This window comes from Nonomuraea sp. NPDC049750 (genome assembly GCF_040659625.1).
Lineage (GTDB): Bacteria > Actinomycetota > Actinomycetes > Streptosporangiales > Streptosporangiaceae > Nonomuraea.
In genome coordinates, this window is record NZ_JBFANB010000018.1 from 169,161 (window position 1) to 182,495 (window position 13,335).

Below are 13,335 nucleotides of genomic sequence, written 5' to 3' on the forward strand. Positions count from 1 at the left end.
TGTCACGCACCTACCGCAGCGAGCTCGGCGACCCGCTTGGCCGCGTCGTCCATCGTGTCGACCAGCTCGACGCGCGGGAGCGCGGCGTCGGCCAGGATCTGCCGCCCGAGCAGGGCGTTGTTGCCGTCAAGCCGGACCACCAGCGGGTGGGTCACCGCTTCGCCGCGGCTCTCCAGCAGCTTGAAGGCCGAGATGATGCCGTTGGCCACCGCGTCGCAGGAGGTGATGCCGCCGAAGACGTTCACGAAGATCGACTTCACGCTCGGGTCGGAGAGGATGATCTCCAGGCCCGCGGCCATGACCTCGGCCGAGGCGCCGCCGCCGATGTCGAGGAAGTTGGCGGGCGACGGCTTGCCGGGGAACGCCTCGCCGGCGTAGGCGACCACGTCGAGCGTCGACATGACCAGGCCCGCGCCGTTGCCGATGATGCCCACGTCACCGTCGAGCTTGACGTAGTTGAGGTCCTTCTCCTTGGCCTTGGCCTCAAGGGGGTCCTCGGCGTTCTTGTCGGCGTACGCCTCGTGCTCCGGCTGGCGGAACGCGGCGTTGTCGTCGAGCGTGACCTTGCCGTCGAGCGCCTTCACCTGGCCGTCAGCCGACAGGATCATCGGGTTGACCTCGACCAGCGTGGCGTCCTCGTCGACGAACGCGCACCAGAGCTTCTCGATGAGCTCGGCGGCGCCGTCGAGCGCCTTCTCGGGCAGACCGCCCGCGGCCGCGATCTCCCGCGCCCTGGCGCGGTCGATGCCGTCCAGCGCGGAGACCGGGATCTTGGCCACCTTGTCGGGCGCGGTGTGCGCGACCTCTTCGATCTCCATGCCGCCCGCGGCGGAGCAGATCGCGAGGAAGGTACGGTTCGCGCGGTCGAGCAGGAAGGAGAAGTAGTACTCCTCCGCGATCGCGCTGGCCTCCTCCACGAGCACCTTGTGGACCGTGTGGCCCTTGATGTCCATGCCCAGGATGGCGTTGGCCTTGTCAACGGCGTCGGCGGCGTCATCGGCCACCTTCACGCCACCGGCCTTGCCGCGGCCTCCGGTCTTCACCTGGGCCTTGACGACGACGCGGCCGGTCAGCTGCTCAGCCGCCGCCCGTACCTCCTCCACGGTGTGAGCGACAATGCCGCGTGGCACCGGGATGCCGTAGTCAGCGAAGAGCTCCTTCGCCTGATGTTCGAACAGGTCCACGAGGGTCCGTCCTTGCTTATCCGACTGATGTTCGACGCTTGTCCGACTGAAATGTTCGACGGCCCGGGCCACCCCGTGCGTGCGTGCCGGGCGTTTCCGCCAGTGAAGCCTAGCCCCAAGCTTGACCTGACCAGGTCATCGGGTCTCAGTTATCCCGTTATGTGACAGTGATCTCACTTCAGCACGATATTTCGGGACATCTGAAGAAGGGCACCCACATCTATGAGGCGATGGATCGCCGGCGCGGTGGCAGTTTCCGCGCTGGCCGTGGCCGCTCCCGCGTACGCGCAGGCCAAACCGGCGGACCCGGTGGCGGCGTTGAAGAAGCAGTTCGTCGCGGGGCAGGGAGTCAAGTTCGCCGAGCGGACCAGCATCAAGATCGGCGGTGAGTCCTACACCCAGGCCGACAGGCAGGGCGTGATCGGGTTCGACGCCAAGGGCATCGCGGGCGCCGAGAACACCCGTACGCCCATCCTCACGCCGCAGGAACGGGCGCGGCTGAAGAAGATGGCGGCTAAGGACGCTTCCATCGCCGACGCCGTCGACCTGCTCACCGAGCGGATCTACCTCGTCAGCGTGGGCCGGCGCATGTACGTCAACGGCGGCCTGTACAGCACCCTCCTACCCGAGAACAAGAGCTGGGTCGGGATGAACGGCAGCCCGTCCTCGGCCGCTTATGGCGACCAGCTCATCAACGTCTTCGAACCGGCGACGCTCAAATACCTGCTGGCCAAGACGAAGACGGTAAGGGGCGCCCAGTATCGCGGCTCGATCACTTTCGCCGAGCTGTACAAGCTGTCGCCGACGTTCCGCGAGCAGATCGCGATGAAGCCGACCGGCGAACCCGCCAAAACCATGATCTCCTGGCGCCTGACGCTCGACGCGCGGAAACTGGTGAAGCGACTGGCCATCTCGTGGTCCATGAAGGCCACCAAGAAGGCCACCCTCCACGCCACGACCGAAAGCCGATACACCGAGTGGGGCACCGCGGTGAACGTGACCGCGCCTCCATCCGACCAGGTCGCGGACGTCAAGGACCTGACGAAGAAGGCCCCCGAGCCACCGGCCGCCATCGACAGGAACTACGTCAGCGTTCCGCCTGACGACGATGGAAACACCCCATAGTCAGAAATTTCCACAAAGGGGCCCCGACGATGTCGGGGCCCTTCTGCACGAAAAATCCACATATTTTCCTCGCTGCGGACAATCGGTTGAGATATCGTCGTGATCTTCGTTTGGCAGGATCCTCCCGCTTCCGTAAATCAAGAGACGAGGGAATTGATATGAAGCGCATCATCACGGGGCTGGCTTTAGCGTCGGCCGCCACACTCCTGGCTGCCGGGCCGGCACAGGCGGCACCGGCCGCCAAGGACCCGGTCGCCGCGGTGAAGAAGCAGTTCGTCGCCGGCAAGGGTGTGAAGTTCAGCGAGCGCACCACCGCCGTCCAGGGCCGGATGCGGGGCATCATCACCCGTCGGTCGGGGGCGTACCAGTTCAGCAAGACGGGCGTCGCCGCGTCGGACATCACCGGCAAGTTCAATCTCAAGGGGATGGGATCGGGCGACGACGAGGACAAGACCCTCAAGGCCCTGTCCAGGCCCGAGCGGACGATCACGATCGGCAAGACGTCGTACCTGTCCGGCGGGCTCTGGGTAGACCTGCTGCCCGCGGACAAGACCTGGGTCAGGATGCGCAACGTGCCGTTCTCCGGCCTGAGCGGCGTCTACGGCCAGCCGCTCAACCTCACCGAGTCGGCCACGCTCAAGACCCTGTTCAAGAGCGCCAAGCCGGCCAAGGGCGGCTACGCGGGCAAGATCACCGTGGGTGAGCTGCGCAGGATCTCCCCGTCCTTCCGCGGCAACCTCATGCTCGGCGCCGCCAGCAAGAAGACGGCGAAGATCGCTCTGTCCTGGAAGCTCACCGTCGACGCCAAGGGCCTGCCTTCCCGGCTGGTCACGACGATGCCGCTGGCCGCGCTCTCCTCGAACGTGGACGACGAGTCGGCCCTCAGCGTCGAGACCCTGTACAGCGGCTGGGGCAACGCGGTGAAGATCACCGCGCCGCCGGCCGACCAGGTGACGGACGAGCTCAAGGACGGCACGGACAGCACGGACGAGATTCCTTCGCTGACGGTTCCGCTCAGCAGCATCGCGAAGTAACCACCGAACCGCCGTACAGCTTCACCACGAGAGAACCGAGCTCACGCTCGGCTCTCTCGTAGGAGCCGGGCTCACGCTCGGCTCCACCGTGAGACAGCCGGGCTCACGCATCTCCTGTCTCTCCCATCGCCAGGCGGGAGAGGCGGGGTTGCTTGACGTAGTCAGCGCGCGGGGCCGGTGATGAGCAGGGCGCTCATTCGGCAAGGCGCGAGTCACGTACGGCGGCCCAGTCGAGCGAGTGCCTGATCCCTTCCTCGATCGAGTAGCGCGGCCGCCACGCCAGCAGCCGGTGCGCGAGGTCGCTGCGCGTGTAGGCGCCCGCCACGTCGCCGGGCCGCCGCTCGGTCTCGACCACCTCGACCGGTCGCGTCACCACCCGGTTGAACGCGTCGACCAGCTCACGCACGGTCGTCCCTGAGCCGGTGCCCAGATTGATGACCGATTCCGCCTCGGACAGGTCATCGAAGCGCTGCAACGCGGCCACGTGCGCCGCCGCCAGATCCCAGACGTGGACGTAGTCGCGGATCCCGGAGCCGTCACGTGTGGAGTAGTCGGTGCCGGTGATCTCGAACGGCACGCCTTCCTCGTACGCGCCGATCATCTTGCCCAGCGCGTGGCTCGGCCGCCGCAGCTGCAACCCGGTGCGCATCGCGGGATCCGCCCCGATCGGATTGAAATAGCGCAGGGACAGCACGTTGATCGGCCGGGTCGCCGCGATATCGGCGAACATCGCCTCGCAGACCGCCTTCGTCCGCGCGTAGGGGCTCTGCGGATCGAGCGGCGACCGCTCGTCGACCGTATGATCGTCCCCGGTGCGGTAAATCGACGCCGAGGAGCTGAAAATCATCCGCTCGCACCCGTTGCGCAGCAGGTGATCCACGAACTCCAGGCTCTTGGTGACATTCGCCCGGTAGTAGCCGACCGGATCGGCCACCGAATCCGGCACCACGATCAGCGCGGCGCAATGAACGACCGCCTCGATGTCGGGCTGCTCGGCGAATATCTTGTCGACCAGCATCCCGTCGGCGATATCGCCCTCGTAGAAAGTCCGGCCCTCGGCGAACTCCCGCCGCCCCGTGACCAGGTTGTCGAGAATCACCGGCGTGATCCCCGCGTCCAGGCACGCCGACGCGATCGTGCTCCCGATGAACCCCGCCCCACCCGAAATCAGTACCCGCATCCCGGCACCCTATTGGGTCCTCCGCCGAGCCCGGCGTCATTCGCGCCGACTCGGGTGTCCACGCGGCGATCATGGCTTTCCCGCGCGGGTAATGAGGTGCTGTCGTGATCATTTGTCGGCAAGATGGCGCCTCATGAAACTCATGATCACCGCACTCACGGCCGGCGTCGCCGTACTCGTCTCGTCCGCCCCCGCTCAAGCGGCGCCGAAGAACCCCGTCGCGGCGTTAAAAGCGCAGCTCGTGGCCGGGCACGGGGTCCGCTTCACCGACACCAGCGCGTTCGTCGGCGCCGTCAACAAGGATCCGCTGGTCCGGCGCACCGGCAGCATTCAGTTCGGCAAGAAGGGGATCACCGGCTGGGACATCACCGGGAAGTTCTCCAGTCCGTTGTACGACGGGCACAACACCACGCCCGAGCGGACCATCGCGATCGGTGACGTCGCGTGGGTGTCGGGCGGCACCCTGAGCGAGGACATGCCGAAGGGCAAGACCTGGTTCAAGACGTACAGCAAAATGAACCTCAGCACCATGAGCAGCTGGTTCGGCCAGGTGGTGAGTCCGGCCGAGCCCGCGACGCTCGCCGCCCTGGTCAAGAACGGCAAGCTCAGCGGGTCCACCTACCGCGGCCAGATCACCTTCAGCAAGCTCTTCAAGATCTCCCCCTGGTTCAGCAGCTCGATCCCGATGCGCTCCGACACCGAGGCCACCGTCACGTACGCCCTCAAGGTCGACGCCAAGGGGCTCCCCAGCCAGTTGACCACCACGTGGCAGGCCACGGACTTCTTGGACATCTCCTGGTGGGAGGACAAGGCGGTCACGACCGAGACCCGCTACACCGGCTGGGGCGCCAAGGTCTCGATCAAGTCGCCGCCCGCGAGCAAGATCACCACCAAGCTCAACGACTGAGTCGGGCGCGCCGGGGCCGTAAACCAGGACCCCGAGAGGCGTTACATGATCGTTATCGCCAGGCGTCCACGTATGGCGTCTTTTGGTTGTCTCACTTATGAGACGCCTGATGCGTAGACATAGTCCTGGAGTAACCCTTGAATCCCCTCCCCCGGATGCTGGCTCTGGCCGCCCTGATCACCACGGTGGCGGCCTGTAGCACGGAAGGAACACCTGCCCCGGTGGCTCAGGTCGCCGCCGCCACCCCGGTGCACGCGGCCGGCGCCGCCGTGCCGAGGAAGGCCGTACCGAAGAGCCCGGTACAGAAGGTCGCGGCGAAGAAGGCCAAGCTGGAGATCGCCGACATCACCCCCGAAGGTGAAGCCAAGGAGAAGGTCGGCGTCGGCTTCCCCATCATCGTGACGTTCGACCGCAAGGTGACCGACAGGGCGGCGGCCGAGACCGTCCTGCAGGTGCAGGCGGACCGGCCGGTCGACGGCGCCTGGCGCTGGGTGACCGACCGCAAGGTCGTCTACCGCACCAAGACGTACTGGCGTCCGCACCAGAAGGTTCAGCTCAACGCCCGCCTGAGCCAGATTCCCGGCAACGAGGCCGCCAAGGATGTCAGCCGCCGCTTCGCCGTCGGCTACTCCAACATCTCGGTGGTGAACACCCGCAGCCACGTGATGAAGGTCCGGCGCGACGGCAAGCTCGTCAAGTCGATCCCCATCAGCGCGGGCCGCGGCGGCATGGTCAAGAACGGCGTGGACGTCTACCTGACCACCAGCGGCACCCATCTCACGATGAACAAGAAGCCGCTGGAGACCATGACCTCGGCGTGGATGGGCGTCACCGACCCCAAGGACCCTCAGTACTACAAGGAGGAGATCCCGTGGGCGGTACGCATTTCCGACAGCGGCGAGTATGTGCATCAGAGCGCGGGCTACTACCAGTTCCTAGGCCGTTCTAACCAGAGCCACGGCTGCGTCCGTGCCACTCCGGCCGGCGCCAAGTGGTTCTACGGCATCGCCCAGCGCGGCGACGTCGTCAAGATCACCGGCACCAAGCGCAAGCTCGACTGGCGCAACGGGTGGAGCTACTGGCAGCTCAACTGGACCGAGTGGAAGAAGGGCAGCGCCCTCCCGAAGGGCGCCCAGCAGCAGCAGAAGAGCTGAGCACCCGACGGGTCAGAAGCCTTCCAGCGGTCAGAAGCTTTTCCAGCGGTCAGAGTTTTTCCAGCGGAGCGTAGGCGAGGAGCAGCGTCTTCTCGCCTCCGCTCCCGAAGTCGATCTTGACCTTGGTCTTCTCCGCCACCCCGTCCACGGACACGACGGTGCCCAGCCCGAACGCGTCGTGCGTCACCCGATCGCCCGGTGCCAGCGTGGGCACCGTGCGGGCGCCCTTCTTCGGCGCCGCCGCCTGCGCGGGCTCGCGCCGGGTCGCCGCGCTCCAGGCCGACTTCTCCGGCGGGGTACGCCAGTCGAGCAGTTGCACCGGCACCTCGTTGACGAACCGCGAGGCCGGGTTGAACGACGGCGAGCCCCACGAGCTGCGTACAGCGGCCCGCGTGAGGTAGAGGCGCTTCTGGGCCCTGGTGATCCCCACGTAGGCCAGCCGGCGCTCCTCCTCCAGCTCCTTCGGCTCGCCCAGCGAGCGGATGTGCGGGAAGACGCCGTCTTCCATCGCGGTCAGGAAGACGACCGGGAACTCCAGCCCCTTGGCGGTGTGCAGGGTCATCAGCGTGACCACGCCCTGCCCGCCGTCGGCTTCGGGGATCTGGTCGGCGTCAGCCACCAGCGACACCTGCTCCAGGAACTCCACCAGCGTGCCCTCGGGATTGGCCTCCTCGAACTCCGAGGCCACCGAGATGAGCTCGTTGAGGTTTTCCAGCCGGGACTCGTCCTGCGGATCCTCCGAAGCCTCCAGCTCGGCGCGGTAACCGGTGGCGACCAGGATCTCCTCCGCGAGCGCCGACGGCGGCATGCCCTCGGCCTTGCCGATCATCCCCTCGATCATCGCGACGAACTCGCGCACCGCGTTGAGCGAGCGCGTCGCCATGCCGTACGCCTCATCGGCCCTGCGCAGCGCGTCCCAGAAGGAGATGCGCTCGCGCGAGGAGAGCGCTTCGAGCATCGCCTCGGCCCGGTCGCCGATGCCGCGCTTGGGCACGTTGAGGATGCGCCGCATGGACACCACGTCAGCGGGGTTGGCCAGCACGCGCAGGTAGGCCAGCAGGTCCTTAACCTCCTTGCGCTCGTAGAAGCGCACGCCCCCGACCACCTTGTAGGGCAGGCCGGTGCGGATGAAGATCTCCTCGAACACCCGGGAGGCCGCGTTGGTGCGGTAGAACACCGCGACGTCGCCGGCCTTGACGCCCTCCTCGTCGCTGAGCCGATCTACCTCCTGGGCCACGAACATGGCCTCGTCGTGCTCGTTGTCGGCCACGTAACCGACGATCTTGGGGCCGTCGCCCTGGTCGGACCAGAGGTTCTTCGGCTTGCGCGACTCGTTGCGGGCGATGACGGCGTTGGCGGCGGCCAGGATGTTCTGGGTGGAGCGGTAGTTCTGCTCCAGCAGGATCGTGCGCGCGTCGGGGTAGTCGCGCTCGAACTCCAGGATGTTGCGGATCGTCGCGCCACGGAAGGCGTAGATCGACTGGTCGGCGTCGCCGACCACGCACAGCTCCGACTGGTCGGCGCCAGAACGGACCAGCTCGCCGTCGGCCGTGCGCAGGTCGGGGCGGCCCACCAGCTCCCTGATCAGGATGTATTGGGCGTGGTTGGTGTCCTGGTATTCGTCGACGAGCACGTGCCTGAAGCGCATCCGGTAGTGCTCGGCCACCTCCGGGAAGAGCTGGAACAGCGTCACCGTGTTCATGATGATGTCGTCGAAGTCCATCGCGCCGGCCTCGGTGAGCTTGCGCTGGTAGCTCTTGTAGGCCTCGGCGAGCACCTTCTCCAGGTGGGAGCCCGCTTTGTCGAGCGCGGTCTCGTAGTCGACCAGCTCGTTCTTGAAGTTGCTCACCTGGGCCGAGAACGACCGCGGCGGGTAGCGCTTGGGGTCGAGATCCATCTCCCTGCACACCATCGCCATCAGCCGCTGCGAGTCGGCCTGGTCGTAGATGGAGAAACTGGAGGGGAACCCGAGCCGCTTGGCCTCGCGGCGCAGGATGCGCATGCAGGCGCTGTGGAACGTCATCACCCACATCGCCTTCGACCTGGGCCCGACGAGCCGGTCGATGCGCTCCTTCATCTCGCGCGCGGCCTTGTTGGTGAAGGTGATGGCCAGGATCTCGCCCGGATGCACCTGCCGCTCACCGAGCAGGTAGGCGATGCGATGGGTGAGCACCCGCGTCTTTCCTGATCCCGCCCCCGCCACGATCAGCAGCGGACCGCCGTGATGGATCACGGCCTCCCGCTGTTGCGGGTTGAGGCCATCGAGCAAGGGGTGGTCAACAGAGACTTGGGTCGGCACGCACCCAGGTTAAGACTCTCCACCGACAAACGGCGCCTCGACGCCTGGAATCCCACCCCCCAAAACCGACAATCCCCTCCGAACCCCTGGAACCACGAACCCACCCATCAGCCCCCGACCCCCGAAACCCCCTTCCCACCGGCCGCCTGGAACCCCAGCCCCAAAACCGTGGCGGCGGATCCAGCAGCCTGGAATGTCGGCCGTGAACCGCTGGTTGTGGTCAAAGAACGATCCGAAAGGGAGAAGATGCTCGCCGACAACGAGATCAACCGGGTACTCGTCGTGACCGCGCACCCCGACGACGCCGACTTCGGTGCCGCGGGCACGGTCGCCCTCTTCGGTGATCGGGGGGTCGAGGTCACCTACCTGCTGGTCACGGACGGCGACGCGGGAGGCAACGAACGTACGCTCGACAACACCGGCATGGCCGAACTGCGCAGAACCGAACAGACGGCCGCCGCCAAGGCGGTGGGCGTCACGGACGTCCGCTTCCTCGGCCACGCGGACGGCACGGTGGTGCCGTCGCTGGCGCTGCGCAAGGACATCGCCAGGGTCATCCGCCAGGTACGTCCCGACCTGGTGATCACCCACCACCCCGACCGCAACTACCAGTTCATCGCCCCGAGCCACCCCGACCACCGCGCGGTGGGCGGCTCCACCCTCGACGCCGTCTACCCCGACGCCCGCAACCCGTACGCCTTCCCCGAGTTGGTCAAGGACGAGGGCCTGGACGCCTGGACGGTCCGCGAGGTCTGGCTCATGGGCGGCTCCACCCCCAACCATTGGACGGACATCACGGAGGCGATCGACCGCAAGCTGGCGGCCCTGCAGTCGCACGTCAGCCAGGTGGGACACATCGAGGGCTTCGCCGACTTCGTGAAGAGCCGCTTCGCCGCGTGGGCCGAACAGGCCGGCTTCGGCGAAGGCCACTACGCGGAGGGCTTCCAAACCGTCACAACGGCCTGACCCACACCTGGACCGTCCCCTGAGACGGGTCCCGCCGGTCTTGGCGGCCCTAGCGAGCCCCGCCGGTCTTGGCGGTCCTGCCGGCGGGGGTGGCCGCCGGATGACGGGGCTTTCCGGCGATTCTGGCGAAAAGGTAGCCGAGGGAGTTGGTCGCCAGGTGCAGCATGGTCGGGGCCGTCAAGCCGCCTTGGCGGCGTAGTTCGCAGAACAGGACGCCCGCGGCGGCCGTCGACACCACACTGCCCGCCACCACGCGGGCGGTGTCCAGGCGGCCAGGGGTCTCACCGGCCGCCAGGGCGCCGAGTGCCGGGTTGGCGCGGGACATGTCGATGGCCGGAAGGATGTGCCACAGCCCGAACAGGGCCGATGACGCCGCCGTCGCCGCGACGGTCCCGTGGGTACGGCGAAGCGTGCCGTACAGGGCGCCGCGGAAACCCATCTCCTCCAGCAGGACCGTGCCCAGAGGGACCTGCACCAGCGCCTCCTCCAGGACGCGGGCGCGCGACAGCGACAGGGCGCGGTCGTCCTGGAACAGCGGCCGGGTGCGTGGCATCGCGACCCCGGCCGTGTAGACGGCGGCGACACCCGCCGCCAGGGCGCCGCCGATCGCCGCGCCCCTTGGCCCGTGCTCGAACCCGAGCTCCTGCCATGACACCCCGGACCGTCGCGCCATCGCCACCAGGGCGGCCGTCGCGGCGACGGAGGTCAGGGGGGCGAGGCGGGGCGCCACCCGGTTGTTGAGGACGTTGGCCACGGCCAGCACGGCGATCGAGCGAAGCAGCACTCCTGCAGGCTACGTCGCCTCTGTCCCTCACGGGCCGGGCCAACCACAGGCCACGGCGTGACCTCTCGGCGCTAACTGGCGGCTGGGCTGCGCCAGCCGAAGGGGAAGCGGGAGCGTCGGCGCTCCTCCGGGGTCAGGCCGCCCCAGATGCCGTCCGTTTCCCCTGCCGTCAGCGCGTAGGAGCGGCACTCGGTCAGGACCTGGCAGGTGGCGCAGACCGCCTTGGCGCGTGCCTCCTGGGTGGCGGAGGGCGCGAGCGGAAAGAACAGCTCAGGATCACTGGATCTGCAGGCGCCCCCGCGCAGCCAGCCGATCTCTCCCAATGGCATGAGGCAACGGTATGCCGACGTCATGATCGGCCGCATCATCCTTTGGGTTGACACGCGAGTACATCCCCAGCAGGCCCTCGCCCATCTGCCGCGAACCCCGACAAAAGATCAGCAGGCGCCTACCCCGCCGTTGAGGCCGTTGGCGAAGGACTGCTGGCGTTGCTGGGCCGTGCCGTGGGCGCTGGGGTTGAGCCAGTCATCCGTGGGGTCGCCCGCCGCCTCCAGGTTCAGGATCAGCTCGTTCTCGTCCCCCGGCTCCGCCCGCAGCGCGCCCGAGCTGACGAGCGACGACAGCGTGCCGCCCGCGTAGCAGTCGGCCTGCAGCTCCGCCTGTACGTTCAGGTCGAAGCCGGACCGCAGCTGGGCCTGCACCGAATGCCCGAACTCGTGGGGGATGATCAGGTAGACCGAGCCGTCCCCCATCTCGCTCCAGAGCGACTCCATCCAGTCCTGGTCATAGGCAATGAAATGTCCGTCAGGGCAGTAGAAGGCGTTGTTCGGGACAGCGGGCTGGCCGCCGCAGTTGGGCCCCGAGCTCCCGGAATAGGGTACGAAGTCGGCAATAGGGCGGTAAGTCCGGCCGAGGGCGCTGAACTGCTGCTTCCAGAACGCCTCCGTCAACTCCCGCGCCGTCCGTACGTCACCCTCGAACGTGTCGGCCCCTGACGCGTCCATGGAAGCGGGCCGGGACAGCCCGCACGCGGCCAGGAGTAACACCAGGACGAGGGCCAGGGCTCTGCTCAAAGGCGTCACACGTCCCAAGTGTGCACCGGCTCGTTGCCGTGCATCCGCTCTATGTAATCAAGCGTCATCGTCCGCAGCGCCTCGTGCCGGTCGCCGCCGTGCGCCTGTACCCGTTCGACCTGCCAGGTCGCCCCGGTACGGCCCGACAGACACCGGCCCTCGATGACCCCGAGCAGCCGATCGGCCACGCTCCGGTCCACGCCCCACTTGTCGAGCCCCTCGTGGGCCAGCGGGAGCAGGCGGCGCAGGATCAGCTCGCCGGCGGGCACCTCTCCCAGCCCCGGCCAGTAGAGACGCGCGTCGAGGCCGTGCCTGGCCGCGCTGTTCAGGTTGTCCTCGGCGGCGGCGAACGACATCTGGCTCCAGATCGGCCGCTCGGCATGCGGGAGTACGGCCATCAGCCCGTAGTAGAAGGCCGCGTTGGCCACGATGTCGACCACGGACGGCCCGGCGGGCAGCACCCGGTTCTCCACCCGTAGGTGCGGGGCGCCACCGGCCACCGCGTACACCGGCCGGTTCCACCGGTAGATCGTGCCGTTGTGCAGGGTCATCTCGTGCAGTTCCGGGATGCGGCCCTGCTCCAGCACGGCTCGCGGGTCCTCATCCTCGCAGAGGGGCAGCAGGGCCGGGTAGTACGCGACGTTCTCCTCGAACAGGTCGAACACGCTGGTGATCCACCGCTCGCCGAACCAGACGCGCGGCCGTACGCCCTGAGCCTTCAGCTCGGCGGGACGGGTGTCCGTGGCCTGCTCGAACAGCGTGATCCTGGTCTCGCGGTGCAACTCCTTGCCGAACAGGTACGGCGAGTTGGCGGCGACGGCCACCTGCGCCCCGGCTATGGCCTGGGCGGCGTTCCAGTGCGCGGCGAACTGCTCCGGGCTGACCTGCAGGTGGAGCTGCACGCTGGTGCAGGCGGCCTCGGGCGCGAGGCTGTCGGCGTGGGTGTCGAGGCGTTCTATCGCCTCGATCGACAGGTGCAGGTCCTCACCACGGGCGGCGAAGATCTGCTCGTTGAGCAGCCGGTAGCGCGGGTTGGCCGACAGCGTGCCCTCGCCGATGTCCTGCTCGCGCAGCGTGGGCAGGATGCCGATCAGGACCAGGTGGGCGCCCTCGGACTGGGCGCGCTCCTCGGCGTGGTTGAGGCGGGCCCTGACGTCGTTCTCCAGCCTGAGCAACCCGTCGGCGCCCAGCTCCTGGGGTTCGATGTTGATCTCGATGTTGAACTGGCCCAGCTCGGTGGCCCAGTCGGGCTGCGCGATGGCGGCGAGCACCTCGGCGTTGCGCATGGCCGCCTCGCCCGCGGCGTCCACGATGTTGAGCTCGATCTCCAGCCCGGCGAGGGGCCGGTCGACCTCGAAGCGAGCCTCGCGGAGCATCTGGGCGAAGACGTCCAGGCATCGTCGCACTTTTTCCCGATATTTCCGACGATCGTCCCGACTGAACACGACGACCGGCACGTCCCTGCCCATTCTGGAAATGTCGCATGCCAGAGCCAACTAAGCCAGCATGTCGGCCCGCCAAAGCGACACAAGCCGGCGCTCCCCAGTTTCGCCTGCGCGCCTGGCGTGCCTCAGAGCGACCGCGACCAGCGAACAGGTCTACCGATCTCCGCCGTTCCGAACCCCAAAA

General features: G+C 67.6%; 12 protein-coding genes. 5 read left to right on the top strand and 7 right to left on the bottom strand.

What is annotated here, in order from left to right; genetic code table 11:
- Positions 1 to 2: 2 nt before the first annotated feature.
- Positions 3 to 1,184 carry an ADP-forming succinate--CoA ligase subunit beta gene (gene sucC / locus AB0J16_RS37570; protein ID WP_225293673.1) on the bottom strand — a complete coding sequence of 394 codons (1,182 nt, stop codon included), beginning with the start codon at positions 1,182 to 1,184 and terminating at the stop codon, positions 3 to 5.
- Between the two features lie 222 nt (positions 1,185 to 1,406).
- On the opposite strand from sucC, the gene AB0J16_RS37575 reads away from it, so the two are divergent.
- Positions 1,407 to 2,309: a hypothetical protein gene (locus AB0J16_RS37575; RefSeq protein ID WP_358548759.1), complete on the top strand. Its 903-nt coding sequence runs from the start codon at positions 1,407 to 1,409 to the stop codon at positions 2,307 to 2,309.
- A gap of 158 nt (positions 2,310 to 2,467) precedes the next feature.
- The gene (locus AB0J16_RS37580) at positions 2,468 to 3,343 is read left to right on the top strand and encodes a hypothetical protein (RefSeq protein WP_358548761.1); all 876 of its coding nucleotides are present in this window, start codon (positions 2,468 to 2,470) and stop codon (positions 3,341 to 3,343) included.
- Between the two features lie 193 nt (positions 3,344 to 3,536).
- Here AB0J16_RS37580 and galE read toward each other — a convergent pair whose 3' ends face one another.
- Positions 3,537 to 4,523, bottom strand: coding sequence for a UDP-glucose 4-epimerase GalE (gene galE, locus AB0J16_RS37585; RefSeq protein ID WP_358548764.1), 987 nt, complete (start codon positions 4,521 to 4,523; stop codon positions 3,537 to 3,539).
- 133 nt (positions 4,524 to 4,656) lie between these two features.
- On the opposite strand from galE, the gene AB0J16_RS37590 reads away from it, so the two are divergent.
- Together AB0J16_RS37590 and AB0J16_RS37595 are read left to right on the top strand one after the other, a co-directional pair.
- Positions 4,657 to 5,430, top strand: a complete 774-nt coding sequence (locus tag AB0J16_RS37590; protein WP_358548766.1) for a hypothetical protein — start codon at positions 4,657 to 4,659, stop codon at positions 5,428 to 5,430.
- A gap of 137 nt (positions 5,431 to 5,567) precedes the next feature.
- On the top strand, positions 5,568 to 6,584 hold the full coding sequence (locus AB0J16_RS37595; RefSeq protein ID WP_358548769.1) for a L,D-transpeptidase: 1,017 nt from the start codon (positions 5,568 to 5,570) through the stop codon (positions 6,582 to 6,584).
- Between the two features lie 49 nt (positions 6,585 to 6,633).
- Here AB0J16_RS37595 and pcrA read toward each other — a convergent pair whose 3' ends face one another.
- Positions 6,634 to 8,853 (bottom strand): DNA helicase PcrA, encoded by a 2,220-nt coding sequence (gene pcrA, locus AB0J16_RS37600; RefSeq protein WP_358548864.1) that lies wholly within the window; start codon positions 8,851 to 8,853, stop codon positions 6,634 to 6,636.
- A 276-nt stretch (positions 8,854 to 9,129) separates the two neighbouring features.
- On the opposite strand from pcrA, the gene AB0J16_RS37605 reads away from it, so the two are divergent.
- Positions 9,130 to 9,849 carry a PIG-L deacetylase family protein gene (locus AB0J16_RS37605; protein WP_358548772.1) on the top strand — a complete coding sequence of 240 codons (720 nt, stop codon included), beginning with the start codon at positions 9,130 to 9,132 and terminating at the stop codon, positions 9,847 to 9,849.
- Between the two features lie 49 nt (positions 9,850 to 9,898).
- Here the strand turns inward: AB0J16_RS37605 and AB0J16_RS37610 are convergent, their stop codons facing one another.
- The 4 genes from AB0J16_RS37610 to AB0J16_RS37625 form a co-directional block, all read right to left on the bottom strand.
- Entirely contained in the window at positions 9,899 to 10,633 is a 735-nt protein-coding gene (locus tag AB0J16_RS37610; RefSeq protein WP_358548775.1) for a CPBP family intramembrane glutamic endopeptidase, read from the bottom strand.
- Positions 10,634 to 10,704: 71 nt separating this feature from the next.
- Positions 10,705 to 10,962, bottom strand: coding sequence for a WhiB family transcriptional regulator (locus AB0J16_RS37615; protein WP_358548777.1), 258 nt, complete (start codon positions 10,960 to 10,962; stop codon positions 10,705 to 10,707).
- A gap of 108 nt (positions 10,963 to 11,070) precedes the next feature.
- Positions 11,071 to 11,715: a neutral zinc metallopeptidase gene (locus AB0J16_RS37620; RefSeq protein ID WP_358548780.1), complete on the bottom strand. Its 645-nt coding sequence runs from the start codon at positions 11,713 to 11,715 to the stop codon at positions 11,071 to 11,073.
- Positions 11,712 to 13,112, bottom strand: a complete 1,401-nt coding sequence (locus AB0J16_RS37625) for a glutamate--cysteine ligase (RefSeq protein WP_358548783.1) — start codon at positions 13,110 to 13,112, stop codon at positions 11,712 to 11,714. The genes AB0J16_RS37620 and AB0J16_RS37625 overlap by 4 nt, the downstream gene beginning before the upstream one ends.
- Positions 13,113 to 13,335 lie beyond the last annotated feature (223 nt).